Source organism: Shewanella sp. MF05913 (assembly GCF_059758095.1).
In genome coordinates this window covers 565,362-589,707 of the sequence record NZ_JCAYNT010000001.1, presented here as the reverse complement: position 1 = coordinate 589,707, position 24,346 = coordinate 565,362, and the positions used below count along the sequence as shown (strand labels likewise).

The 24,346-nt window shown below is 41.6% G+C and carries 24 protein-coding genes; 12 read left to right on the top strand and 12 right to left on the bottom strand.

The annotated features are described in order from the left end of the window. Nucleotides 1-4 precede the first annotated feature (4 nt). From AC19MV_RS02640 to AC19MV_RS02630, 3 genes are all read right to left on the bottom strand, one after another. Nucleotides 5-1,114: a flavin reductase family protein gene (locus AC19MV_RS02640; protein WP_498305641.1), complete on the bottom strand. Its 1,110-nt coding sequence runs from the start codon at nt 1,112-1,114 to the stop codon at nt 5-7. A 592-nt stretch (nt 1,115-1,706) separates the two neighbouring features. After that, nucleotides 1,707-2,108, bottom strand: coding sequence for a hypothetical protein (locus AC19MV_RS02635; protein ID WP_498305814.1), 402 nt, complete (start codon nt 2,106-2,108; stop codon nt 1,707-1,709). Between the two features lie 217 nt (nt 2,109-2,325). Next, on the bottom strand, nt 2,326-2,778 hold the full coding sequence (locus tag AC19MV_RS02630; RefSeq protein WP_432403114.1) for a PACE efflux transporter: 453 nt from the start codon (nt 2,776-2,778) through the stop codon (nt 2,326-2,328). Nucleotides 2,779-2,863: 85 nt separating this feature from the next. Here AC19MV_RS02630 and AC19MV_RS02625 point away from each other — a divergent pair, with 85 nt between their 5' ends. Further along, nucleotides 2,864-3,745, top strand: coding sequence for a LysR family transcriptional regulator (locus tag AC19MV_RS02625; RefSeq protein ID WP_498305639.1), 882 nt, complete (start codon nt 2,864-2,866; stop codon nt 3,743-3,745). Nucleotides 3,746-3,825: 80 nt separating this feature from the next. Here AC19MV_RS02625 and AC19MV_RS02620 read toward each other — a convergent pair whose 3' ends face one another. Both AC19MV_RS02620 and AC19MV_RS02615 read right to left on the bottom strand, forming a co-directional pair. Continuing rightward, the gene (locus AC19MV_RS02620) at nt 3,826-4,746 is read right to left on the bottom strand and encodes a nuclear transport factor 2 family protein (protein ID WP_498305637.1); all 921 of its coding nucleotides are present in this window, start codon (nt 4,744-4,746) and stop codon (nt 3,826-3,828) included. A 141-nt stretch (nt 4,747-4,887) separates the two neighbouring features. Then, complete coding sequence (locus AC19MV_RS02615) at nt 4,888-5,757, bottom strand: AraC family transcriptional regulator (RefSeq protein ID WP_498305636.1); 870 nt, start codon at nt 5,755-5,757, stop codon at nt 4,888-4,890. Between the two features lie 302 nt (nt 5,758-6,059). Between AC19MV_RS02615 and AC19MV_RS02610 the strand changes: the two genes are divergently transcribed. From AC19MV_RS02610 to AC19MV_RS02600, 3 genes are all read left to right on the top strand, one after another. Continuing rightward, nucleotides 6,060-7,067, top strand: a complete 1,008-nt coding sequence (locus AC19MV_RS02610) for a zinc-binding alcohol dehydrogenase family protein (protein WP_498305634.1) — start codon at nt 6,060-6,062, stop codon at nt 7,065-7,067. 67 nt (nt 7,068-7,134) lie between these two features. Beyond that, entirely contained in the window at nt 7,135-7,761 is a 627-nt protein-coding gene (locus tag AC19MV_RS02605; protein ID WP_498305633.1) for a putative quinol monooxygenase, read from the top strand. 13 nt (nt 7,762-7,774) lie between these two features. Next, nucleotides 7,775-8,080 (top strand): DUF1330 domain-containing protein, encoded by a 306-nt coding sequence (locus AC19MV_RS02600; RefSeq protein ID WP_498305631.1) that lies wholly within the window; start codon nt 7,775-7,777, stop codon nt 8,078-8,080. Between the two features lie 8 nt (nt 8,081-8,088). On the opposite strand, the gene AC19MV_RS02595 is transcribed toward AC19MV_RS02600, so the two are convergent. After that, nucleotides 8,089-9,051 (bottom strand): LysR family transcriptional regulator, encoded by a 963-nt coding sequence (locus AC19MV_RS02595; RefSeq protein WP_498305630.1) that lies wholly within the window; start codon nt 9,049-9,051, stop codon nt 8,089-8,091. Between the two features lie 99 nt (nt 9,052-9,150). After that, entirely contained in the window at nt 9,151-10,056 is a 906-nt protein-coding gene (locus AC19MV_RS02590; RefSeq protein ID WP_498305628.1) for a LysR family transcriptional regulator, read from the bottom strand. A 180-nt stretch (nt 10,057-10,236) separates the two neighbouring features. Between AC19MV_RS02590 and AC19MV_RS02585 the strand changes: the two genes are divergently transcribed. Next, nucleotides 10,237-11,019: a DODA-type extradiol aromatic ring-opening family dioxygenase gene (locus tag AC19MV_RS02585; RefSeq protein ID WP_498305627.1), complete on the top strand. Its 783-nt coding sequence runs from the start codon at nt 10,237-10,239 to the stop codon at nt 11,017-11,019. Between the two features lie 373 nt (nt 11,020-11,392). Continuing rightward, nucleotides 11,393-12,610 (top strand): cyclic di-GMP phosphodiesterase, encoded by a 1,218-nt coding sequence (locus AC19MV_RS02580; protein ID WP_498305625.1) that lies wholly within the window; start codon nt 11,393-11,395, stop codon nt 12,608-12,610. Here the strand turns inward: AC19MV_RS02580 and AC19MV_RS02575 are convergent. Then, nucleotides 12,582-13,724: an acyltransferase family protein gene (locus tag AC19MV_RS02575; protein WP_498305624.1), complete on the bottom strand. Its 1,143-nt coding sequence runs from the start codon at nt 13,722-13,724 to the stop codon at nt 12,582-12,584. The genes AC19MV_RS02580 and AC19MV_RS02575 overlap by 29 nt on opposite strands. Nucleotides 13,725-13,857: 133 nt before the next feature. Further along, on the bottom strand, nt 13,858-14,766 hold the full coding sequence (locus tag AC19MV_RS02570; RefSeq protein ID WP_498305622.1) for a LysR family transcriptional regulator: 909 nt from the start codon (nt 14,764-14,766) through the stop codon (nt 13,858-13,860). Between the two features lie 118 nt (nt 14,767-14,884). Here AC19MV_RS02570 and AC19MV_RS02565 point away from each other — a divergent pair, with 118 nt between their 5' ends. Both AC19MV_RS02565 and AC19MV_RS02560 read left to right on the top strand, forming a co-directional pair. Continuing rightward, nucleotides 14,885-15,535 (top strand): peroxiredoxin-like family protein, encoded by a 651-nt coding sequence (locus AC19MV_RS02565; RefSeq protein ID WP_498305621.1) that lies wholly within the window; start codon nt 14,885-14,887, stop codon nt 15,533-15,535. A gap of 212 nt (nt 15,536-15,747) precedes the next feature. After that, complete coding sequence (locus AC19MV_RS02560) at nt 15,748-16,029, top strand: hypothetical protein (RefSeq protein WP_498305619.1); 282 nt, start codon at nt 15,748-15,750, stop codon at nt 16,027-16,029. A 34-nt stretch (nt 16,030-16,063) separates the two neighbouring features. On the opposite strand, the gene AC19MV_RS02555 is transcribed toward AC19MV_RS02560, so the two are convergent. Further along, nucleotides 16,064-17,020, bottom strand: a complete 957-nt coding sequence (locus tag AC19MV_RS02555; RefSeq protein WP_498305617.1) for a Gfo/Idh/MocA family protein — start codon at nt 17,018-17,020, stop codon at nt 16,064-16,066. Nucleotides 17,021-17,360: 340 nt separating this feature from the next. Here AC19MV_RS02555 and guaD point away from each other — a divergent pair, with 340 nt between their 5' ends. From guaD to AC19MV_RS02540, 3 genes are all read left to right on the top strand, one after another. Continuing rightward, the gene (guaD, locus tag AC19MV_RS02550) at nt 17,361-18,743 is read left to right on the top strand and encodes a guanine deaminase (RefSeq protein WP_498305615.1); all 1,383 of its coding nucleotides are present in this window, start codon (nt 17,361-17,363) and stop codon (nt 18,741-18,743) included. A 119-nt stretch (nt 18,744-18,862) separates the two neighbouring features. Continuing rightward, nucleotides 18,863-19,882 carry an NAD(P)H-hydrate dehydratase gene (locus tag AC19MV_RS02545; protein WP_498305613.1) on the top strand — a complete coding sequence of 340 codons (1,020 nt, stop codon included), beginning with the start codon at nt 18,863-18,865 and terminating at the stop codon, nt 19,880-19,882. A 153-nt stretch (nt 19,883-20,035) separates the two neighbouring features. After that, nucleotides 20,036-20,197 carry a hypothetical protein gene (locus AC19MV_RS02540; protein WP_498305611.1) on the top strand — a complete coding sequence of 54 codons (162 nt, stop codon included), beginning with the start codon at nt 20,036-20,038 and terminating at the stop codon, nt 20,195-20,197. 174 nt (nt 20,198-20,371) lie between these two features. Here the strand turns inward: AC19MV_RS02540 and AC19MV_RS02535 are convergent, their stop codons facing one another. After that, the gene (locus tag AC19MV_RS02535; RefSeq protein WP_498305609.1) at nt 20,372-20,548 is read right to left on the bottom strand and encodes a hypothetical protein; all 177 of its coding nucleotides are present in this window, start codon (nt 20,546-20,548) and stop codon (nt 20,372-20,374) included. 685 nt (nt 20,549-21,233) lie between these two features. Between AC19MV_RS02535 and AC19MV_RS02530 the strand changes: the two genes are divergently transcribed. Further along, nucleotides 21,234-22,262: an ABC transporter substrate-binding protein gene (locus AC19MV_RS02530; protein WP_498305607.1), complete on the top strand. Its 1,029-nt coding sequence runs from the start codon at nt 21,234-21,236 to the stop codon at nt 22,260-22,262. A gap of 248 nt (nt 22,263-22,510) precedes the next feature. Here AC19MV_RS02530 and AC19MV_RS02525 read toward each other — a convergent pair whose 3' ends face one another. After that, nucleotides 22,511-24,346: a putative bifunctional diguanylate cyclase/phosphodiesterase gene (locus tag AC19MV_RS02525; protein ID WP_498305605.1), complete on the bottom strand. Its 1,836-nt coding sequence runs from the start codon at nt 24,344-24,346 to the stop codon at nt 22,511-22,513.

Sequence of the window (24,346 nt, the reverse complement as noted above, 5' to 3'; positions counted from 1 at the left end):
CGAACTACAGCTCCAGCTCAAGCGGCGTTACCGCCTGAGAAATACATAATTGAATTAATTGCTCGCCCGACTGCGATAATTCGCCCGTACGCAGATTTCTGACAACGCCCGATTTTTTAACACACTGGCATTGATGACATACACCGATGCGGCAGCCAAAATTAGCGCTAACGCCTTGTTGCTCTAAGCCACTAAGCAAGGTGTCATTTGCGGTTAAAACAAGCTGAGATGTTTGCCCACGTTGGGTTAAATGAACGTGTTGCTCGCCTGCTGCGGTTTGCGCAAACGTTGGCGCCTGGAAAAACTCTGCCTGGCGCTGCGCTTTAGGGTGTTTCATTACATCTAACTGCTGATCAACATCTTCCTTAAACTGGCTTGGACCGCATATTAACACCTGACTTTGCACGCTGCAGTCACAGAGCGCATCAGACAAGTTGTGGCCATTTTTACGAATAAGTAATTGCACTTGAAACTGGCTTAATTGCTGCTGTAATGCCATAAGTTCATCGACATACAAATGCTCACCGGCCTTGGCAAAGTAAACCAATTGAATGGGATGTTGTGGTTGTTGTGGTAGTAACGCCAGGTGGTTGAGCATAGCCATAAAGGGCGTAATGCCACTGCCTGCCGCCACAAACCACAATGGTGTTGACGGTTGAGTAAGGACATTCTCACTTAATATAAACTCACCTTGTGGCGCGCTTAAATTGACATATCCACCTGTGGCAATGTTCGCCAACAATGTTGCAGTAAAAGCCCCATCAGCATTCGTTTTAATGGTTAAACGAATCACACGCTTTTTTAGGTATTGGCTATGAGATTGATCGGGCGCTGACGATATTGAAAAAGGTCGGGTCATTAAACGGCCATTAATTTCTACCGTCAGTAACACATGTTGACCAGCTTTTGCTTGCGGCCAGGCTTTTTCTGGAGACAAGTCTAACTGCAAAACATCGGCACCAAGCAACTCATGCCCCAACACTTTTGCCCGAAACCAATGAGTGCGCCAAGCGGGTTTAATACGTTGCATAATAGGTTCAAAATAACTGCCTATTGATTCAGTGTGAAATAGGGTTTTTGCAGTGATGTTGTTTAGTCGAGTTAATACATTCATTTTAGCGTACAAGTGCTAGCCTAATTTCAGCGCACGATTGTATGCTGAATAACATTAGCTATGCAAGTCATGGTGATAAACAAATACACCAACTTAGTCATTAATTGTGTATGAGTTGATGAGCAAAACCAATCGCCAACACAAGAATTCACATTAAATACAGCAGCTTAACAGTGAGTCGCTAAGGAGGTTGTTATTACTTTGCAGCAAAACCTGCTGGATGATGGGGTTACCATCCATGATCCAAACTGTGTAAATCACCAGAATTATCGGATAAAACATGTTCACGCGTAAGCTTAATCAAACATTATCGATTAAATAAACGCCTGCGACGTGGAAAAGTAGCTTGGATGGTATCGTTAAAGATGTTTTTAGAAGTGCTGTTGATCTATGTCAGGAGTTGACAGATAAGCATGTTCTTTGATGTGAGCGGATGCAACTGAAACGGCTAATAGCACATCGACAAGTGTCTATACTCACGATGTAAAGTTCGTCGTTTGGGTGTTAAGTATTAAGGCTATAGATTAACTGATAGCTTTGAGTGTATAGCTTTGAACTTAATGTGATGAAATTGACGTTAACATAACTGAGTTTATTTTGGCTCCACTAACGGGGCGGTCAACAACTCGACTTGCTGATCCTCATCTGCCGTTAATGCACCATAATCCCTTGGATACGGCCAGCCATAACCCCAACGAAATTGAGTCGGCAAGTAAGGCGAACCACCCACTCGAACGCCAGCTAACATCAATAACGCAATCTGCGGTTGGCCAACATTAGCGACGCAAACACGTAACGCTTTATCTGATGCTAAGCGGTCATCAAATGTGCCGCCTTTCCAATAATCAAAGTCGTGTTTTTGACAACATGCCAACCATAATTCACTTTGCTCAAAGGTCCCATTAGGAAACGAGCTGCAGCCATCACTGGTAAAGGGCACCAATGTGTCTGCACTAGCGGGGTAAGCAAATAGAGATATGTAGGCAAATGATATCCAGACAAATACCGAGCCGACCCGAAACTGATGGTAATATTTCACGCTTTGGGTCCTTCTTAATGGCAATATCGACTGGCTAATCCTAGCGACATGACGGCGCAATAATGACCAGTAATGATGCCACAGTCATCGTAACAGTGATAGAACCTAACCTTTCATAAACACTCAATCAAAGCGTGACGGCCGAATAAAAGCTTAGCAATACTCAAACACCTTAACGATTTGGCTCTGTCAGGTTACGACGGATAGACGTTTTACCAAACCAGCGCTGATAAGGTTGATAATTATCATAAAGCCAATTGAATACGCCGGTATAAACAAAGAAAAACACCAACACGCCGCCTTCAAGCATTAAGGTATCAACTAGGTTTAAACTTAAATACCACGAAACCACAGGAAGGGTTACCACTAGCAAGCCGCCTTCAAAACACATCGCATGCACAATACGAGTGGATAAATTACGCGTCACTCTGTCACTGCCTAATAATTTATCGAACCAAATATTATAAATATAATTCCAGGTGACTGCACATAACGATATGCCGATACTCACCACCAACATATCGATGGTGCTTTTCTCCATGAGCATGGCACTCACAGGGACTATGATGGCTGCAGCCAATATCTCAAAAGACACCGCGTGGAATATTCTCTCTTTTGTTTGCATAATAAACTCAATTATTGGTGACGTTTGGCTTATTCTCATCCAATATAAGGATACTTAATAGTTAGATACTATCTGGAAAAGCGATATGTATAGCATTGATCAACTCGAGGCGTTTGTTGCAACGGCTAAAACAGGCTCGTTTTCAGCGGCGGCGCGTTCACTCAATAAAGCGCAATCGGTGGTAAGCCAACATGTTATTAATCTTGAGATAGACTGCAATGCTGCGCTATTTGACCGCAGCGGCCGCTACCCACAACTTACCCAGGCGGGACATACGTTGTTATCACATGCGCAAGTGTTATTAGCGCAGCATCAACGCTTACGTTCTTGCGCTCAACATCTTGATAAACTTTTTATTTCCGAGCTCACCATCGGCTTAGATGAAGGCATACCCTTCCAAAAACTCTCCAGTATGGTTAATCAGTTAGAAATCGACTTTCCCAATACTACACTGGAATTTTTTACCGCATCGAGCATTGATATTGTCGACTTGATTGACACAGATAGAGCCGTCACTGGGATTATTTTTAGTGAGCTGTCGATCCCCTCTCACATTGATTATGAATCCATTGGGGCAATTAAGTTTGATCTCTACGTAGCGAGTACTCATCCATTAGCCCAACAAGAATCGAACAACTTAGCCAACTTAAAGCTGCATAGACAATTGCTAATGCGGTCACGCAATAACAAATCCAGTGACTTTCAGCTCGCCTTAAGCCCAGACATTTGGTACGCAGACAACTATTATGTGTTACTTGAACTGACATTGCAGGGTAATGGTTGGTGTTTATTACCCAACCATATTGCCAATGAGTACGTTAACAGTGGTCGATTGGTGTTGTTACCCAGTGAGTTTAAAGATATGGGTTGGCATGCCAATGTTGATGTCATTCAGCATCATCGCTATAGCCTGGAACCAATGTTTAAGCAATTTAGGCATTCGTTAAGGCAATTACTGACGCCATAAAAAGTGTGCATACGAAAAAAAACACAGGCCGCGATAAGCGGCCTGTGTTTTATAAAATGTAGTACACAACTCATTGGCGATTAAAAACCAAATTTACCATTACTGTTTTTCCAATCAGTTTGAGCCGGAATGGTTTCAATGGTGTCCCAATGTTCTACAATTTTACCTTCTTGCACACGGAACAAGTCATAAAATGACACATGTTGCTGCATGAATGTGCCTTCGCTAATCGATAACACAAAGTTACCTTGGCCCAGTATTTTATGGTTAGTTTTTACCACCATTGGCATGTCTATTTTAGCGAGCTCACCTAAGGCTTTGCCTAGGCCACTTAAGCCGTCGCCAATATTCGGGTTATGCTGAATATAATCGGTATCTTCACTACCAATAAATTGACCTATTTGGGCCATATCACCTTTGATCAAAATGGTGTTTACAAAATCGGCCACTAAGGTTTTATTTTGCTCGGTTTTGTCTAAATCCGTCACTGCTGTTGCACCGTCAAACTGGCTATGACCACTTGGATTTGCAGCGGCGATGGTTTGTAGGTTATCCCAATGTTCAACAATTTTACCGTCTTCAAAGCGGAAAATATCAAAGCCCGCTTTAGGACCAAAGAAGTTATATTCCGTGTGCGTAACCACATAGTTACCGTCTTGGAATGCACGCTTAACCTGCGCTTTTTCGCTGCCTTTAGGTAACTGCTGCATTACCGCACCAAAACCGGCTAAACCGTCGGCAACGGTTAAGTTATGTTGAATGTATTTGTTAGGGTTGATATAGCCAATCGGCGCTGGGTTGCCCGTTTCAATACTGCTCACTAACTCAACAACCTGTTGCTTGTAGCTCATTTCAGCTTGTGATTTTTCGGTGGCGGCAACGCTGTTGCCAGACATTAAGGCTCCACCCAATAGTGCACTGGTAACAAGTGCACTGACGATTGATTTACGCGCTGCTGAAATGCTGTTAACTGCGATGATTTTGTTAGTAATGGTATTCATGGGTAAGTCCTCTGGTTTCAATGAGGACATTGTATAGCGCAACAAAATAGCCCAGTAGAGTGTAAATGAGCACAAAAATGGTCAAAGTCGAACCGTATCGTTCACCACGACTTATTCAACTCTTTATTAACGGTTAATCAATTAATGTGTATTGAGTTTACTAAATTGGCTTGGGGTTAATTGTGTTTGGTTTTTAAAGTACTTCACAAAATTACTGGTATCGTCAAAACCAAAATCATTAGCCAACTGTTGCGTCGTTGCATTGCTCACCACCAAGCGCCGTTTAATCTCGATAATGGTATAAGCATCGATCATCTGTTTTGCGGTTAAGCCCGTTGCTAATTTACAAATGTTATTGAGGGTTTTATAGGTGGTGTGTATTTGCCCCGCAAACCAATTAGCATCTCGTACTTTATGAGCATGTTGTTGCATTGAACTAAAGAATTTCGATAACTTAAGGCTTTGGTCTGTTGACAAGTTATCGTGGCTTAACGCGGGACGTAAGCGGTGTAATAACAAGGCAAGCGCTGAAAATAAATACATGACAATTAACGGCTCAGACGGTTCTATTGTGCTTTCGGTGAGTATTTCGTTAATTAACGTTTCAGTGCGGGCGTTGTTAACATTGTCGAGTTGCAATAGCGGATTATGTTGTTGATTTAAATGTGTTGGGGTGTAATTAGGTAGCCGCATATTGGCATGTATTTTGTCTAAAAAGGCTTGGGTAAACAGTAATATTTTACCTTGAGGCTGATGCGAAAAATCGAAACTATGCACCTGATCTGGCTGCACAAAGATTAATGAACCGGCCTTAAAGTCATAACCGGTAAAGTCCACATAATGCTTGCCCTCACCTTGTTTAATATAGATCAACATAAAAAATGACACGCGATGAGGTGCTTGAGGGTCGTGTTCCATGTTAGGTCGACAATACAAATTAGACAGTTCAATAATCTCTAATTCAGCTTGCTTGGTTTTTTCATGGTTGAAGCCAATATTAGGGATAGTCATGTCATGCTCGAATGTTATTGAGTGATTGGGCGAGTAAATGTAACCAAAGTGATAATTAAATCATTATCAAGCAATTAATACCAATCTGCATTAATAAGTGACCTCTCACTTATTAATGCGGAACACCATAACGGCCACTTATTATGGTCATATATATCCATAATGATTGGCTTTAGTTGCTCTTTTTACCGCTAACTAAAAACGGCACAATGACGCTATTAACTCATGGGCAGCACATTTTTCGTATACGTATTGCCACATGTATTCATTCATCATCACGATATTATTAAGAGGCTACTGCCATGAAAGCCATTGGTTATCAGCAAAATCTACCGGTACACGATCCATTATCATTACAAGATATTCAGTTAGATATGCCTGTTGCGCAAGACCGTGACATTCTGGTTGAAGTCAAAGCGGTGTCTGTTAATCCTGCCGACTTTAAAATTCGTCAAGATATGTCGGCACCTGAAGGTGAATGGAAAATATTAGGTTTTGATGCTGCTGGTATCGTTAAATCCGTGGGTGAAAATGTCAGCTTGTTTAAGCCTGGCGACAAAGTATGGTATGCAGGTGATGTGACTCGTTCAGGTAGTAATGCACAATACCAACTGGTCGACGAACGTATCGTGGGCCATATGCCAAAAAACTTATCTTTTGACGAAGCCGCTGCTTTGCCATTGACCGCCATTACCGCATGGGAATTATTGTTCGACCGCCTAAAAGTGGATAAAGACAACGCCAACAAACGTATTTTGGTTATCGGCGCAGCCGGTGGTGTGGGTTCAATTATGGTGCAATTACTAAAACAGCTCACCCAACTTGAAATTATTGCTACGGCATCACGAGCTGAAACGGTGTCATGGTTACAAGACTTAGGCGCTGACCATATTATTAATCATCGTTATAAATTGAGTGAACAGTTTGCCGAAAAACAGTTGCCATTAGTCGACTATGTTGTGAGTTTAAACAATACCTCTGAACACTTAATTGAAATAGAAAAGGTGATTAAGCCACAAGGTCAATTTGCGTTAATTGACGATCCACAAAGCTTAGACATTATGCCGTTTAAAATGAAGAGCATTTCAATTCACTGGGAGCTGATGTTCACTCGCTCTTTGTTTAAGACCGACGACATGCAAGCTCAACATCAACTGCTTAACGATGTCGCTAAACTAATCGACAGCGGCCAAATCAAAACCACGGTTGGCGAACATTATGGTGTGATTAATGCGACGAACTTACGCCGAGCTCACGAGCGCTTAGAAACTCAGCAAGCTAAAGGCAAAATTGTTTTAGCGGGTTTTTAAGCCGTCTTAAGGGGCTATGCCCCTTATTGAATATTTTATCCTCGTATCATTGATTTTGGAGCACTGCATGCTAACCCAACTCATTAAGTTTACAGTAAAATCCCAGCATCAACAGGCGGTTAAAGACGCGCTTGTTGACAGTAAAAAAGGCACTCGTCACGAGCTTGGTAACATCAATATGAATATTTTTGTTGATAATGCCAATCCCAATGTATTTTATGCCTATGAACGTTGGCAAGATGCAGCGGCCCTGGCCTTCCATCAACAGCAATCGTATACCCATAATCTACTTAGGTTGTTAAGTAATGCTCTTGTGTGCACGCCTGAAGTGTTTAATTTACAGGACACAAAACCTGAACCGGTAGTGATTAAAGCCGCAGACCACGAAGATGCACTATTTACCATTATATTTATTTTCCCCATTCATTCGGAATTTCGCCAACCGCTTTTGACACAGTTTGAAGACCATATTCAACACTCTCGTCAAGAAGAGGGTAATTTATTATTTGATCTTTACACCGTTCAAGATGATGACAACACCTTAGTGGTTTATGAACATTGGCGTAAAGAGTCTGACGTATGGGATATCCATTTCAACCAACCTTATGCCAAAATCACAGGGGCAATAATGGAACAGGCGGTTGTGGGTGACATGCAACAATATATGCACTTTGTCAGTGAAATAAACGAATAATAAGGAAGAATAAATGAGCGCATTTTTTATCATTAATTATGATGTTACCGATCCTGAAATGTATGCGAAATACAATCCAGGCTCAAATTCAATCACAGCCGGAACGGTTGCTAAACATGGCGGTACTATCCTTGCTGCTAGCGGTTCAGGTATCGATTTACTGGGCCAACAAGGCCAAATAAAAGTGATCATTGAGTTTCCAAATTCTCAAGCTGCAAAGGCGTGGTTAGACGACCCTGAATACGCCCCAGCTAAAGCGATTCGTTTAGCCGCAACTGACAATATTAACCAATATATCGTTGACGGTTTAATGCCGTAATAGCAATATTACTCATTGGTAGAACCGTTATAAAGTTGCTTATAATTAGGTATATGCGCTAACCAAAATGGCGGTGTGCCAATATACTCTTGCACCGCTTTAATAAACTCACTCACTAATAACGTTTGTTTACGATGTGGATACACAGCATAAATGCCAGTATCCATCGTCGACAAACCATAATTCGTTAATAACGGCACTAAGTTAAATTCCGCAATCGGTTTTTCTAAGTTAAACAAATCAATCACGGTATAGCCCAAACCATCTGCCACCGCGGCAATCATCGAACTGACATCACTGACTTTTAAATTGCCTTGCATCTTATAATTTTTAAACTGCTCACCATGAGGATGCGTACTTAATCGCATCACATCTATGGATGATTCACCATTACTGTATATCACTGCTGGCAGGGTTATCAGTTGCTCTGGCGTCGTTGGCATACCATAACGCTCGATAAAATCTTTGGAGGCCACTATCGCAAAGTGGGTTTTGGCGATTTTTTTGGCAATTAAATTCGACTCCGCTAAGCGCCCCATTCTAAAAGCCACATCAAAATGATCGGAAATAATATCAGCTTTACGGTCATCTAAAGACAGCGTCACTTTCACGTGAGGATAACGTTTCATAAACTGGCTTATCACCGGCTGCAAATAATGTTGACCAAAAAAGATGGACGAGGTTATTCGAATTATCCCTTTAGGTTCAGACTGGTAAGAGTCTGCGATGTTTTGAATATCATCTAAGGTATTTTGTAGAATATGCGCTTGCGTGAGAATTTCTTCGCCCGCTGAGGTTAACGCAAATGAACGTGTAGAGCGGTTAAGCAGCTGCACGCCTAATGTCGACTCTAACTTTTTAATTTGTTTAGAGAGTGACGAATTATCCATATCATGTAGCGCCGCCGCTTTAGCAAACGAGCCTTGTTGAACTACATCTACAAATAATCTTAATTGCGCGGTTACAGACATAAAACCCATCCTTAGCGTAAAATTTAACTCATCACTTAACATAACGGTTTAACCGAAATAACAACAATACTAGGGTAACAAATCTTCAGACTTAGCGGTTTACGCTTTCTCGTCCCAATAAGGGATTTGAGGATAATACTGACTCACAAAATCAACAAAACAAGCCACCTTTGCCGCCAAATATTGCCGATTAGCATACATCATATACAAGCCTACAGGCTTAGGCTCATAATCCTTGAGTATTTGGACGAGTTTACCTTCAGCCAATGCTTTACCCGCTATGAAAGTGGGCTGAATAATAATCCCACCCCCTAAAATAGCGGTATTCACCAATAACTCACCATTATTGGCCACCAGACGTTGTTTAAATTGAAGCGAGTGAGCCGCATCGTCGAAACCTGAAAACAACATCGCATCGTCTGAATATGCATATTTAAGGTAAGTATGGTGTTGTAACTCTGCTGGCGTTTTAGGGGTACCGTAACGCGCTAAATATTCTGCAGAAGCCATAATAGCGATACGGATCGGTGCCACTTTTTTACCGATATAAGATGAGTCAGCTAACTGACCAATACGCATTGCCACATCGATTCCCTCATTTACAATATCGATTTTAATGTCAGATAATTTAATGTTGAGGGTGATTTCGGGGTGGATACGCTGGAAATCCATTAACAATTGCGGTAAGTGCAAGGTACCAAATGACATGGGCGCGCTCACGGTTAAGGTACCCGATACCACTTGAGTATGCAGAGTTAAGCGCGTTTCCATATCATCAATATCAGCAATAATTTGCACACAGCGTTGGTAATATTCACTGCCCGCTTGGGTCAAACTCAATCGACGAGTGGTGCGCTGCAATAATCGCGTTTGTAAACTTTGCTCTAAAGCCGAAATGTACTTACTCACGAGTTGTGGTGATAAATCTAGCTTGTCAGCGGCTTTAGTAAATGCGCCTTCTTGCACGACAGTCAAAAAGGTTCGCATAGTCTCAAGCTTATCCATAAATTAACAACACCCTGTTGATTGTTTATCAATTTTTAGCACATTTATCTTCATAATGACTCGTAATATAGTGATTAGCAAGCCAGGTAAAGCCACTCGGTCACACATTATATAATCCTGCATTGATCAACAATAACCATTGTGACTGCATATAACACATACATTAAATAGGTAGCCAACATGACATCACAACGTCAATTATTTATTTCTCACGGTTCTCCAATGATGGCCGTCGAAAACAGTACAACATCGCGTTTTTTGCAGCACTTGGGGCGCACAATAACGACACCTAAAGCGATTGTGGTATTTTCAGCACATTTTGATGTGAGTCACGATGTCGTGATTACTGCAGGGCAACATCCCGCGACGGTTCATGACTTTTATCGTTTTCCCGATAAGTTATATCAAATTCGTTACCCAGCTCCCGGGGAGCCCTTACTCGCTAAGCATATAGCAGCGCTATTTGAGCAGGCCAATATCAAGGTAATGTTAGACACCCAACAGGGCTGGGATCATGGTGTATGGATCCCACTGAGGTTAATGTACCCACAAGCCAACATCCCTGTTGTGCAGATATCCATCAACACGAGACTTGGAGTTGCACAAAACTATCGATATGGCCAATTATTAGCCTCACTAAAGCATGACAATATTCTTATTATTGGCTCCGGCGGGATAAGCCATAATTTAGCCGAGGTATTTAAGCGCACTAAAACCGTTAATGGGGTCGACATGATGAACCAATTTAGGTATTGGGTTGAAGACAAGCTGGTAAATAATGATATTGAGTCTTTACTGAACTATCAACAACTTGCTCCGCATGCTCAATTTAACCACCCAACTCAGGAGCATTTTTTACCGTTAATGTCGGTACTTGGTGCAAGTGGCAACACTCAAGCTCAAAAAATACACCAAGATGTTGAGTATGAATTGTTAGCACTTGATGCTTATTCGTTCAATTAAAGCCAAGAGGTTTGCACCAGGGTCGATTGAAGGTGACAGCGATCAATGCCTGCTGTTTCATCATCATTTAATGACTTGAACTGACGGTATAAATTGACTAGGGCGTACAAAAATAACACAAACAAATAATCGTCACTCAAAGCTATTGGATCTCAGTTCAAATTCAGCATAAACTGCAATTTATTACGGTTAATACATCATTGATTAACAACACGAAAAAATGTATGTCACTTTTGCAGTAAAGCTTGAACTCGGTAGTGTTATTTCGCTTATATTACCTTATTAAATAAGCTATCTTGTAACATGACGTACACATTAAGTACGCTGTGGTTGATAACAATAATGCGACTCAATAGCCTCAAGGAACCGATTTATGCTGATTGAACATGACATTACTGACGTACGAGTTGGAATGTATGTGGTCGAAATCACCGAACCTAAAGACACGTTTTCGCTCACAAAGCCTGGCGTGCTTAAAAGTGAACGTGTTATTGAGGCATTAAAACGCAAATCGGTTACCAAGTTATTAATCGACACCAGCAAAACAGAAGTGATCACTAAAGAAACGGTCACCAAAGACCATGCGCCAAAGTCACAGCCACCTCGTCAACTTGCGCCTGCTCGCCCTATAACAAAACCGAATTTCTTTAATCAAGAAATCGTTAGAGCGCGCCAGGTGTTTAACGAATCAAAAGATATTCAAAAAAAGCTGTTTCATAATGCCCAGCATGGTTTGCCATTAGACATGGATCCGGTGCAAAAAATTACCACTGAGTCTACCGACCTTATTTTTAATAATCCTAATGCCCTTTCGTGCGTGATTAACATCCGTAATAAAGATGAATATTTATTAGAACATTCGGTATCGGTATCGGTATTGATGACCATGTTTGCCGTGTATAAAAAAATCGACAAAGCCATTGTTAATCAATTAGCGATTGGTGCATTTTTACATGATGTCGGCAAAATCATGATCCCCGATCGGATTTTGAACAAACCCGACAGATTAACCGATGAAGAGTTTCATATTATGAAAACTCACGCCAGTTACTCTATTGAGATCATGAAGAACACCCCAGGCATCAGCCCGTTAAGTTTAGAGGTTGCCAGCTTGCACCATGAAAAGCTCAACGGTGAAGGCTATCCCTTTGGCGTAGCGGCAGAAAAAATCACCCTGTATGGACGGATGATCAGCATTTGCGATATCTTCGATGCATTGACGTCTCATCGTTGTTATAAAGAAGGCTATGCTCAGGTAAAAGCCTTTAGTATATTACGAGCTTTGGCAGACAAAAATGAGCTCGACAAAGATTTAGTCGACGAATTTATTCGCTGCATGGGGGTTTACCCTGTCGGCGCAGTGGTGCAGTTAGAATCCAACAGATTGGCCATTGTTGAAGGTCACAACCCTAAAGATCCTATCCGCCCACTAGTCAAACCGTTTTATCATTTAAAACCGGATCACTTTGAAGTTGGCCAAAAGATCGACCTGGCTACCGTCACCGACGATTTAATTGTCAAATGCGTTCGAGCTGACGACTACAATCTCAATATGGAACAAATTATCGAGTTTCTGGCCCACGAGGGTTAAGCTTTTTTAGGCCAAATAAATAGCGCATCAGGTTAAAAGGTTTTATGACCCAATAACACAGCGCTGCACAAATAATAAAGGCGCTAACAAGTAAACTGAGCGATTTAACCATTATCCCCGCCTGCCACTGCACAATATAAAACGCCAATATCACAATGACGGTTTGATGCAAAATATAAAACGGGTAAATGAGTTCATTGGTTTGCTTTAGCCAGGTTGGTGTCCTGTTAATATGCGCACTGGCAAAACCAACCATGGTTAATAAACCCGACCATGACACCAAGCTGCATACCAACCACCAAATTTGCCACCGAGCCGTTAATGACAAATACGGGCTTAAATCTGGTGAATAGTAATATGCATAAAAAAGTAACGAGCTAATGAGTAGACTGATTAAATAGGTGCGACGATGCAAAGCCAATGTTTGCCAAATCTGTCCGCTGTATATAAAACTCATACCCACAAAAAAGAACAACACAAAAAACAAACTTAATGACAGGTTTTCAATATGATGACTGTCATCGGGCATTAGGTATTTTGCCAAACCTCTCACTATGACCAACACCAGACCTAACGACAATAACCCATATTGCGACTGGCTCAGGCGTTCAAGCCATTTAAGCCACACAGCCCCCGTTGCGCCATCTAAAAAGCGCTTAAACGGAATAGCCAGTAACATAAAAATCAGCAGAAACTCGATAAACCATAAATGATTGTTATCAAAAGACCACATAAGTTGGCCATAGGCTGATAACAATGACTCATAATCTGCGATATTTTCGATATAGTTTTGCGGCGGTACAATCAATATCATCCCCACCAGCAATGGTATAAATAACCGATGAAATTTACCGATCATAAATGATTTTGCCGACATTTTTTGCAGTAACAATAAACTACCAGCCCCTGCAATAAAAAATAACGTTTGCAGCCTCAACTGCTCAAAATAAACCATAATGTCGTCAAGCACTTTGCTGGACTCGTTATTCATTACATGCCAGCCATCACCATTGAATGGCATAAAAATATGATGTAAAAAAACAGCAAATATCAATATCACCCGCAACCAATCAAGCTCAGAATAACGTCTACTTTGGGGTAAAACCTTGTCCATAATCAATGCCTTCCTCTGGCTTATTCGTTTAATGGTATGCCGTGATGGCATACTGATATATATCAGTTATAAAAATAATAGTAAGGCTATTTTAGGGCATGAGTAGCATACGGCAACAAAACCTCAGTTTTTATTAGACCATACTTTTTGCAATGCTTGGTTGATTAGCGATGACTAGCGCCACAAAGGCATTGACCGTAGCACTGTGATTAGTTGACTTGACATGCAACTGCGTCGCAATGGATTTATGCGCATCAGTAAGCGTTAAAAAATGGCAACTTTGGCTGTATAATTTACTAATACAATACGGCGCAATGGCGACACCTAAGCCCGCTGCCACCTCGGTTAATAAGGTTTGCATATGCCGAGGCTGACTCACGATATTGGCTGAAAACCCTGCTTGTTTGCACAACATAATAGTGTCATCAAACAAGCCGACGGCTTCATCTCGATGGAATATGATTAATTTTTGTTGCTGTAGCTGGCTCAACGCAATCTGAGTATGTTGTGCTAAAGGATGATGTGCTCCCACAACGGCAACAAGCTTGTCGATATAGATATCTGTACTACTAAATTCATCTTGAATGCCTGTGGGTAATGGCCGAGAAAAACCCACATCAATAGTATTTCGCTTAAATGCTTCTATTTGTTCTGTCGCGGTCATTTCAAATAAGCTGACATGTACATCAGGGTATAACTGCGAGTAACTGCGAATTAGATCGGCCATAAAACTTAAGCAGGCAGAACTTAAATAGGCAATTTTTAACTCGCCCACCTGCCCTTGCTCTGCTCGCTTTACCTGGCTTTTAGCTTTTTCTGCCATGGCAATAATCTGTTTGGCATCATGCAGTAACTGCTCACCTGCTGTCGTGATCATCACCTCTCGCGAGTTACGAATAAACAACAATACTCCAAGCTCATCTTCAAGCATCGCAATATGTCGGCTAATGGCGGGTTGCACAGTATTTAGCTCGCGCGCCGCGCCAGAAAAGCTTTGATGTGCTGCCACACTGATAAAGCTATTAAGCAATTTAATATCCACACCACACCCTATACGTTTTTGCTATAGATTCCATCAAATAATAACATTTTTGTTATGACTTGTTTGTGTTTATTCTACAACCAATAAGATTACAGGCGTTACCCAATAGGAAAAGACGATGCAAAGCTTACAACAGCAAACAGAAGCAAAAGTCGCAGAGGGAAGACAAAAGAACCCAGCCTTTATGCAAAAGGTTGACGAGATAATTGCCCAATCAAAATCGTTTCAACAAGGTAACGACGCGATAAAGCTCAGGCAAAACGCGCCTCATTTTTCACTTCCCAATGCAAATGGCCAAACAATTTCACTGACCAATTTATTGCACAAAGGCCCGGTTGTGGTGACATTTTACCGAGGCAGTTGGTGCCCTTATTGCAATTTACAACTGCGCGCATTGCAAGCACGCTTAAGTGATATTAACGCCCTAGGTGCCCAGCTTGTTGCTATTAGCCCTCAAATCCCTGACGGTTCAATGACCCAAGATGAAATCAGCAATATGGATTTTGAGGTGTTGTCAGATCAAGACGCAAAAGTCGCGGCGCAATATGGCGTAGCGTGGCAAGTCCCAGCATTTCTGAGTGAGCATATGCGCGTGGATCGCAAACTCGATTTAGACGCGATTAACAATGGTAACGGCGCAATATTACCTATCCCGGCAACATTTGTGATTGACCGTGCGGGCAAGGTTGCTTGGCGTTTTGTTGATGTAGATTATCGCACCCGCTCAGAGCCAAATGACATTATCAACGCACTAAAGGCCTTGTCTTAACACCCGTGTTCATCCAACTACCTAGCACAAGACATTCATTCGCAAGGTCGTTTCTGTCTAACCATTGATTGAATGGACCATTGTTCGACTATTTCACAGGTAATACCCATGACTCATTTATCTAAATTGGGCAGTTATGCGATGCGGTGTATCGCTAGCCTCACCATTATGGTTGGCGCCCTTGTTACTCCGATATCAAATGCATTGACGCTTTGTTTGCAAGAATAATTGGCTTTGGTTTTAGCATTCCTTTACTTAACCATATGACAGTAGAGAAAAGTGCAGCCAACGTCAGAGGTAAAAATTTATCTTATTTTACCATGGCAGTGTTTGGCGGGCAGTTTATTACCTCTTTTGTTGAGTTTATTCCTGGTGGAGTCGCGGCGAGTTTTTATAGCAGCATGTTATTAGCCAGCCTAGTCACGCTGGCATTAGTTATCATGCAATACAGCAACAATAAACGCATTAATCAGTTCTCAACGGGCAATACATAAACAATGGACGGCAGCCGTTTTGCCCGTAATCAGCTTAAATTAGCGCTTTGACGCGTGCCAGTTGCGACTGAAACAACACGCTATCTTGATGCGACACGATATCGCTTTGGGTTATACCTAAAGCGACTAATCGACAGGCTTCATCGGCTTCAAAGTGATAACCCAACGAATGGCGATTATCGGTATATGAGTCAACTAAATCATCGAGATGATATAAATGGCACTCTGATGCTCTAAATGCATCAGGAATAACGATGTAGCCTTTATCGCCAATCAAATAAGCATTGTTACTTAATCGGCATTGAAAAGACGCCGCCAAACTTACCGCAACTTGATCACTTTTACCGATAATAATCACATCATCTTCAACACCCGTCTCACATAGCTGGGCTTGCACATATAAATCATCGATATCGGCTTCTAAAAAGTAGTCAGCAATAGCTAACGGGTAAATGCCCATATCAAGTAAACAACCACCTGCTAATAGTGGATTATATTCACGGCCATTTGGGCTGAAGGGAATGGGATAACCAAAGTCGACTTTGACATGTTTAAGTTGGCCGATTTTACCGTCATCGAGCCACTGTTTGGCCTGCTTCATTGCCGGTAAAAAATAGGTCCATAAGGCTTCCATTAACAGTAAACCCTTTTGTTGTGCCAATTGGCACAACTGTTGGCATTCTTCAACTGACACTGTCATTGGTTTTTCGCACAATACATGCTTACCCGCCATTAAGGCATCATAAGCTTGTTGAAAGTGAAAGTTATGTGGGGTGGCGATATACACAATATCGACATTAGGATCGTCAAATAACGCTTGATAACCCTGGTATGATTTATCGGCCCCATATTGTTTCGCAAACGTATCGGCATCCGCTTGCTGACGAGCGGCAACAGCATACAAATGGCTTTGCGGTGAGAAAGCCAGATCCTGACAAAATAACGCAGCAATTCGCCCTGTACTGACAATGCCCCAGTTTATTTTTTTCATGAACACTCCATTTCAATGTCGGTTAATCCGCGTTACGTTAATGTCGAAATAAGCTTCATATTAGCACGTCGCGATATAGATAATATGCCAAGCTCACACCTTAAACACATGATTCACTTTGACGCGCACCTGCACTGTTTTGGTGAGAATGTTGCTAAGAGCAAGCGCAATATCGCCAATTTTTAGCCAGTTAACGCCGTAAAATGCCTACTGATACCTTGGCACAGTTCTGGCTTTAGTTTGTCTGCTTTTAATGGTTTTCGGTTGGAATACTCTGTTGACAAGGGCTTGAATACTCAAGTCAAAAACCATTTATACCTGTCAATTAAATGGAGTATTTATGTCTAAAAACACCGCTTCTGCGGCGCTTGTTAGTGCTGCACTTTTATCTTCATCATCATCTGCTATAGCTGATACCACCGTCATTCGCTCAAGCTTTATTCATTTCCTGCAAGACCCCGCTCAAGCAGACAATATTAACGACACGTATCAATACTTTGAAGATGGCTTATTAGTGATTGAAAATGGTCACATTAAAACGTTAACGGCGTTTGACGCTCAAACCGCGCAGCAATACTCTTCGATTATCGACAAACGAGGTAAATTAATTATTCCGGGGTTTATCGACACTCACACCCATTACGCTCAAACTCAAATGATTGCCGCATACGGCGAACAGTTATTGACCTGGCTTAATGCCTATACGTTTCCTACTGAAGAACAATTTAGCGACATTGAACATGCGCGTAAAATTTCGCAGTTTTTTATCCACCAATTACTCAAAAATGGCACCACTTCGGCGCTGGTGTTTGGCACGGTTCATCCGCAGTCTGTTGATGCGTTATTTGAAACTGCGTTAGCAAAAAACATGCGCCTTATTGCCGGTAAAGTCATGATGGATCGCAATGCTCCAGCGGAATTACTCGACACGCCAGAGTCAAGTTACCAAGACTCAAAAAACCTCATTGAAAAATGGCACAATAAAGGCCGTTTGCAATACGCCATCACCCCGCGTTTTGCGCCTACATCTACCCCGGCACAATTACAACTCGAGGGTCAGTTAAAAGCCCAATACCCAGATGTGTATGTGCATACTCATTTGTCTGAAAACAAAGACGAAATAGCCTGGGTAAAATCATTATTTCCTGAACGTGAAGGCTACTTTGATGTGTATGACCATTATGGCTTAACCGGTAAAAAATCCATTTTTGCCCATGCGATCCATTTAACCGACAAAGAATGGGACAGCTTTCAACAAACTGATTCAGTGATTGCTTTTTGTCCTACTTCTAACTTGTTTTTAGGCAGTGGCTTATTTGATTTAACTACCGCAGACAGTAGGCATATTCGTGTAGGTTTAGGTACAGATGTAGGTGCAGGCACCAGTTTTTCACCACTACAAACCTTAAACGAAGCATATAAAGTCATGCAGTTACAAGGTAAAAAACTGTCGCCATTTAAAGGTCTGTACATGGCAACCTTAGGCGGAGCAACATCATTAAGTATCGACGACAAAGTGGGTAACTTTATGCCCGGTAAAGAAGCCGATTTTGTGGTGTTAGACTGGGCTGCTACCGATTTACAACAGCTGCGCTTTAGCTATTCAAGTGGCATTGAAGACAAACTGTTTGCACTTATTATGCTGGGCGATGACCGTAACATTTTTGAAACCTACGTCACAGGTAAATCGGTGTACCAACGCGATACGCTTAACCCTAAATAAAAATGAAGACTCATTAATGACAACAATTTACCTTATTGTCATTTTATGCGTTAGTGCACAAAAATTAACCATACTTATGGTATGGTTAATATCGGATGTTAGTTTTAGGGGTGCTAAATATGCAAACTCTCACCAAAGAATACATCACCTCACTGTTACCTGAGCGCCCTGATAATAGCCATAAAGCGACCTTTGGCCATGTGCTAAATATTGCAGGCTCAATGCATTATCGCGGTGCAGCATATTTATCGAGTTTATCAGCACTGAGAACAGGTGCAGGTTACGTGACACTGGCCAGCAGCCCTGGTGTTTGTCAGAGCGTAAGCGCATTAACGCCCAACATTGTCATGCGCCCGTTACCGACTCGGCCCATTATTTACGCCGAACTCAGTACGCAAATGACCGATTCTGTGTGTATCGAATTACAATCAATCGACACTGAATCTATTGATGAAAAAGCAGTAGCACAGTTAGATGATTTATTAGAGAAAGCCTCGGTTATCACGGTGGGCAGCGGTCTGAGTATTGGCCAAAGTAAAGATGAGTTTAATCTCTCAACGGCACCATTAAGCGCCACGGCGATTGCTGAGGGAAATCATGGGTTTTTCTTTGCCTTGCTCGGCGCACTGCAAACTCGCCCCCAAAGTATGGTATTTGACGCTGATGCGCTCAATTTTATCAGCCATTTTTTACATCATTTACAACCTCAAACACTCTTACGTTTACCCAAAAACAGTATTATTACCCCGCACCCTAAAGAGCTGGCACGCTTACTTAATATTGACGTTGAAGAAATTCAGTCTGATCGCGCTCATTACGCGACATTCGCAGCAAAACAGTTACACGCTATCGTGGTATTAAAAGGTCACAATAGCGTAATAAGCAATGGAGAATATACCTTTATTAATCCTACAGGTAACAGTGCACTCGCCAAAGCAGGCTCTGGGGATGTGTTAACGGGGATGATTGGCGGGTTTTGTGCTCAAGGCATGAGCCCATTAAATGCAGCTTGCTTAGGAGTCTATTTGCACGGATTAGCGGGTGATTTAGCCGCACAGGCATTAAGCGAATATTCAGTGCTAGCCAGTGACTTACTTGACTATATCCCGCAAGCCATTAAACACATAATGGCAGACTAAAACCAATCCACATTAGAATCTGCTCTTTTAGCAAAAATGATCAGTGCGGCATTTGCAGCAAGCTTTGAGGGCATAATACTCTCGGTAACGGCTCCTGATCTGTTCTACTTCAACCATGCTGTAGTTCGTTAAGACAGGCCAACAAAGAAAGGCGTGCTGATAAATTCGACCTTCGGGGGGATCACAAACCCTATTATGGTTTTAAATGACTTTGATGTGGATGAGTTTGATGTAGATGAGTTTGATGTAGATGACTTTGATGTAGATAACTTTGATATAGATGACTGCACCTACATTCATCTTCATTGTTCTTAGCCTCGTGACACAGCCTAAAATAGATCACTTTCTCATCAGGATTCGCATAACATCAGCACCGATAAAGGATGACTCCATATGGAAGAAGCACCGCAGCAGAGGATGAGCTTAGGTTAATGCATAAAACAATGTACGTTAGTGATTGATGATTTTATAAGCCACTATATCTAGCGATTATGATGATTGTCTGCGCGAGCGTGTAAACTTAAAAATGCCAAGCCAAAACGCGATTTCAAGCAAGATGCCCATGACAATAAACGCCACTGCACCAGTTGCACTGCCAACAAAATAACAAACTAAGGCTAAGCAAATTAATACTGCTAACAATAAATATTGGGTCACTGCTGTCATGTAAACTCCGTAAATTATATGGCCATTTAATCAAAAATACTTAATCAACAACACTGTATCAATGAGGCTATATCAACGAGACTGCATCAATGAGACTACATCAATGATGCTAAGAATCTAATCCATCAATGTAAAACATTACCATGTCACAAAAGCGACACGATATTCACATTAACACTATTTAATCGATGACATTCGCAAAAAGTGAACCTCTAAACAACAGTTTAACCGTATGGTATCGACTTGCTTTGATGAGTGAGCTTTCATCCTTCATAGTTAAAATTACTGTATTTCACAACGAATCATTTAAGCATCAGACTAAATAAGAACTAAGCGAGTTTCTTCATGGTAAGTTCGCATTGCACACATTAGTTTAGGGCTAACTAATATCATGTACGCCATCAAGAGAGTACACCATGACAGTTTATTTACCGAAAAACTGACATTGTTAACAAACCAGCAATCATGCTAAGTTAATGAGTCAATTAGGCGTATTTTTGCACAACTGTGTTGTTATGTTTTTTCGTCAAACCCATTTGTTACCATTCAAGATTACATAGAATACTAACGATTAAGTCTCATGGTTATAGACAATGGTTATAGAAAATGGTGACAAACATTAATGATAAACAATAGTGACAAACAATAGTGACAGACTACTCTACCCTCAGGTACGGAGCTCTATATGAAAAACAGATTTTTAATTGCTGGATTACTACTCAGTATCTCTGCATTTCAAACCTCTGCACAAGAACATTGCGGCACAGTGACTATCGCCGACATGAATTGGAGCTCCGCGTCGTTAATTGCCAATGTCGATCGGTTTATTTTAGAGCATGGCTACGGCTGCGACGCCACGCTAACACCAGGAGATACCATACCAACGAGCACCTCTATGGTTGAAAAAGGTCAACCCGATATTGCCCCAGAAATTTGGTGGAACAACGTCAAAGACCTAATGGATCGAGGGATCAGTGAAAATCGCCTTGCTGTTGCGGGTCATTCACTCACCAACGGTGGCGAAGAAGGGTTTTGGGTACCTAAGTACATGGTTGATAAAGTTCCGAGTCTGCAAACCATTGAAGGTATTATTGCCAACGCAGCGCTGTTTACCAATCCGGATAACCCAGAGCGCAGCGCTTTTTACGGTTGTCCTGTCGGTTGGGGTTGCCAAATTACCGCAACCAATCAATATCGCGCGTTAAAACTCAATACTGCGGGCTTTGATTTAATCACCCCAGGCTTTGGTGCGGGATTGTCAGGCTCTATCGCGCACGCTTATCAACGTAAACAACCTTGGTTTGGATATTATTGGGCACCAACGGCCATATTGGGAAAATATGACATGGTCAAAGTTGAGTTTGCGAACGAAAGCGATATCGCACATTTTCGCGACTGTATTTCAAAAGAAGATTGTGCAGAGCCTAAAGCAACAATGTATCCAGCGGCAATAGTACAAACAGTGACTACGGCTAAATTTGCGCAGCAATCGCCCCTCGCATTCAGCTATCTTGGTAAACGTGCTTTTACTAATGCTCAAATGAATCAGTTGTTAGCCTGGATGGAAGAAAATCAAGCTGATAGTCAGGCGGCAGCTGAAGCATTTTTCATTAACCATAAAGACATTTGGGTTAACTGGGTACCCGCAGATATCGCTGCCAACATTCAACACGCAGTCGATACGTTAGTAAAACCAATCCGCATGAAAAAGTGACCACTCAGAATGCATCCAGCAGTTTTTGATTAAGGCGTCGTTATGAGGTAATAGTTATTCCCTTTCAAACAGCGAGATCGCAGAGTAACTGCCGCGGCGGTTAAGCGTGAAAGAGGAGCACCAATTGATAACGTTATATTATAAAATCAGCCACCTATTCCACCAGATACTCGCTTTAACGTTATTGTTTCAGCCACCCCGTTTGATTTCCTATCCCTGTAATGTCCACTGATTAATGCGGATTGGTATTACTCACAAAGCAAGCTGAAAAAGTCTTTAATCGCCATAGGTTTATGGAAAAAATACCCTTGAAATGCACAACACCCCATTGCTGTTAACGTGTCCACTTCAGCTTCTGTCTCTACGCCTTCTGCAATTAACTCTAACTTAAAGGTTCTGGCAATTAGCATCGTCGCTTCAACGATGGCTCGGCTATCATCACGTTTATCGATAAGCGATACAAAGCTCCTATCAATTTTAATTTTATCGACGGGTAAATGCTTAAGATAACTTAGTGAGGAATACCCGGTCCCAAAATCATCAATAGACAATTCAAAACCGATTTGTTTTAACGCTGTAATTTTAGATACCGCCAAATCAATATCTTCGAGCATGGCGCTTTCAGTCAATTCAAGTTCGATATCACTCACTTTTATGTGATGTTGACTAATCAGTGTGCTGATGCGGTCAATAAACTCTGCTTGGTAAAACTGTTTTGCGCTGACATTGATGGCTAATTTGATAGGCATTTTTAATGGCAGTGTTTGCAATGTTTTAATGCATAAACACGCTTGTTCAAATATCCACTCGCCCAGCGGAATAATAAACCCAGTTTTTTCTGCAATTGTTATAAACTCATCTGGAGGGATAAAACCGAGCTCTGCATGTTGCCAACGGATCAATAGCTCTGCACCTATAATCTCACCATATTGATTAACTTGGGGTTGTGCCACCATAAAAAAATCATTTTGAATTAGCGCTTGTCGCATTTCGGTGTCGAGTAAATAACGACGTCGAGTTTGCTTTTCCATATCTTGCTGGTAGAACACCGAGCTAGTCCCGGTAGAGATTTTAGCCTTCGACATGGCCAAATCGGCTTGCAGATACACCGTATAAGCATCGCAACTAGTAGACGAAAAATAAGTAATCCCTATGCTGGCATTCACGTCAATACGTCGACCATCAATTTGATAATCTAATTCAAAGCATTGATGTACTTTTAGCAACAACAGATCAAGATCTTTTTGTAAGTTCAATTGGTTTGGGCATAAAATAACAAATGCATTACCCGAAAAACGCCCTACCATTTCCTGCTTAAGGCATATTTGTTGTAATCGTTGTGCGACCTGGCAAAGCAGTTCATCACCAACGATATGTCCTAGAGAATCATTAATGTCTCTGAAATGGTCTAAATCAATATAAATTAACGCACCATGGCGATCGTGTTGAACGCATAACTCAATTTGTTGGTTAAGTACATTAATAACTTGAGTGCGGTTAGGTAAACCCGTTAGTTCGTCATGGAATGCAATAAAAGTCAGTTGCTGCTCGGCTAGTTTTCGGCGCTCTACTTCACTCACCACTCGTGAATGCTGTAAAGAAGCACGGCAAACATAGAACAAATCTTTTACTGCTGGTGTAATAGCATTAATCACTTGCGGCGGTAAGGGAATGTCACAGCGTTCAAGTACAAAGAACGTGTGATCGATGAACGCGAACAGATGATAATAAGTCCCTTGATGGACGACGTGTTTAGTGATCACATTATCAATGCTTGGCTCGTTCAATAACTTGGTAAAAAAATCTTTAATTTCAGGAACTTGCTCAGGATAACACGCCGTAACATTTGGCATACAAATCCGCCCTAAATGATTGCACGTCATCTCATTGGGAGTAAACAAGTCACCTGTCATTTTAGTCGGCATATACAAATAAGCCGCTCTAACGGATAAACGACGAATACACGTTTCCATGTAGCGCCGGCACAATGACCTTATATCAGTATTCGCATTTAAGCTGCGAGTGATTTCATACTGTATCGACACAAGTTCTAATGTGGCTAAGTTGGCGGTAGAATTAATCAC

Excerpts from the sequence above, each read along its gene's own strand:
- AC19MV_RS02630 (WP_432403114.1), bottom strand. The coding sequence starts at position 2,778 with ATGCAAACAAAAGAGAGAATATTCCACGCGGTGTCTTTTGAGATATTG.
- AC19MV_RS02615 (WP_498305636.1), bottom strand. The coding sequence starts at position 5,757 with ATGACTATCCCTAATATTGGCTTCAACCATGAAAAAACCAAGCAAGCT.
- AC19MV_RS02600 (WP_498305631.1), top strand. The coding sequence starts at position 7,775 with ATGAGCGCATTTTTTATCATTAATTATGATGTTACCGATCCTGAAATG.
- AC19MV_RS02595 (WP_498305630.1), bottom strand. The coding sequence starts at position 9,051 with ATGTCTGTAACCGCGCAATTAAGATTATTTGTAGATGTAGTTCAACAA.
- AC19MV_RS02590 (WP_498305628.1), bottom strand. The coding sequence starts at position 10,056 with ATGGATAAGCTTGAGACTATGCGAACCTTTTTGACTGTCGTGCAAGAA.
- AC19MV_RS02620 (WP_498305637.1), bottom strand. The coding sequence starts at position 4,746 with ATGAATACCATTACTAACAAAATCATCGCAGTTAACAGCATTTCAGCA.
- AC19MV_RS02565 (WP_498305621.1), top strand. The coding sequence starts at position 14,885 with ATGCAAAGCTTACAACAGCAAACAGAAGCAAAAGTCGCAGAGGGAAGA.
- AC19MV_RS02545 (WP_498305613.1), top strand. The coding sequence starts at position 18,863 with ATGCAAACTCTCACCAAAGAATACATCACCTCACTGTTACCTGAGCGC.
- guaD (WP_498305615.1), top strand. The coding sequence starts at position 17,361 with ATGTCTAAAAACACCGCTTCTGCGGCGCTTGTTAGTGCTGCACTTTTA.
- AC19MV_RS02535 (WP_498305609.1), bottom strand. The coding sequence starts at position 20,548 with ATGACAGCAGTGACCCAATATTTATTGTTAGCAGTATTAATTTGCTTA.
- AC19MV_RS02640 (WP_498305641.1), bottom strand. The coding sequence starts at position 1,114 with ATGAATGTATTAACTCGACTAAACAACATCACTGCAAAAACCCTATTT.
- AC19MV_RS02625 (WP_498305639.1), top strand. The coding sequence starts at position 2,864 with ATGTATAGCATTGATCAACTCGAGGCGTTTGTTGCAACGGCTAAAACA.
- AC19MV_RS02555 (WP_498305617.1), bottom strand. The coding sequence starts at position 17,020 with ATGAAAAAAATAAACTGGGGCATTGTCAGTACAGGGCGAATTGCTGCG.
- AC19MV_RS02605 (WP_498305633.1), top strand. The coding sequence starts at position 7,135 with ATGCTAACCCAACTCATTAAGTTTACAGTAAAATCCCAGCATCAACAG.
- AC19MV_RS02575 (WP_498305624.1), bottom strand. The coding sequence starts at position 13,724 with ATGGACAAGGTTTTACCCCAAAGTAGACGTTATTCTGAGCTTGATTGG.
- AC19MV_RS02585 (WP_498305627.1), top strand. The coding sequence starts at position 10,237 with ATGACATCACAACGTCAATTATTTATTTCTCACGGTTCTCCAATGATG.
- AC19MV_RS02610 (WP_498305634.1), top strand. The coding sequence starts at position 6,060 with ATGAAAGCCATTGGTTATCAGCAAAATCTACCGGTACACGATCCATTA.
- AC19MV_RS02580 (WP_498305625.1), top strand. The coding sequence starts at position 11,393 with ATGCTGATTGAACATGACATTACTGACGTACGAGTTGGAATGTATGTG.
- AC19MV_RS02530 (WP_498305607.1), top strand. The coding sequence starts at position 21,234 with ATGAAAAACAGATTTTTAATTGCTGGATTACTACTCAGTATCTCTGCA.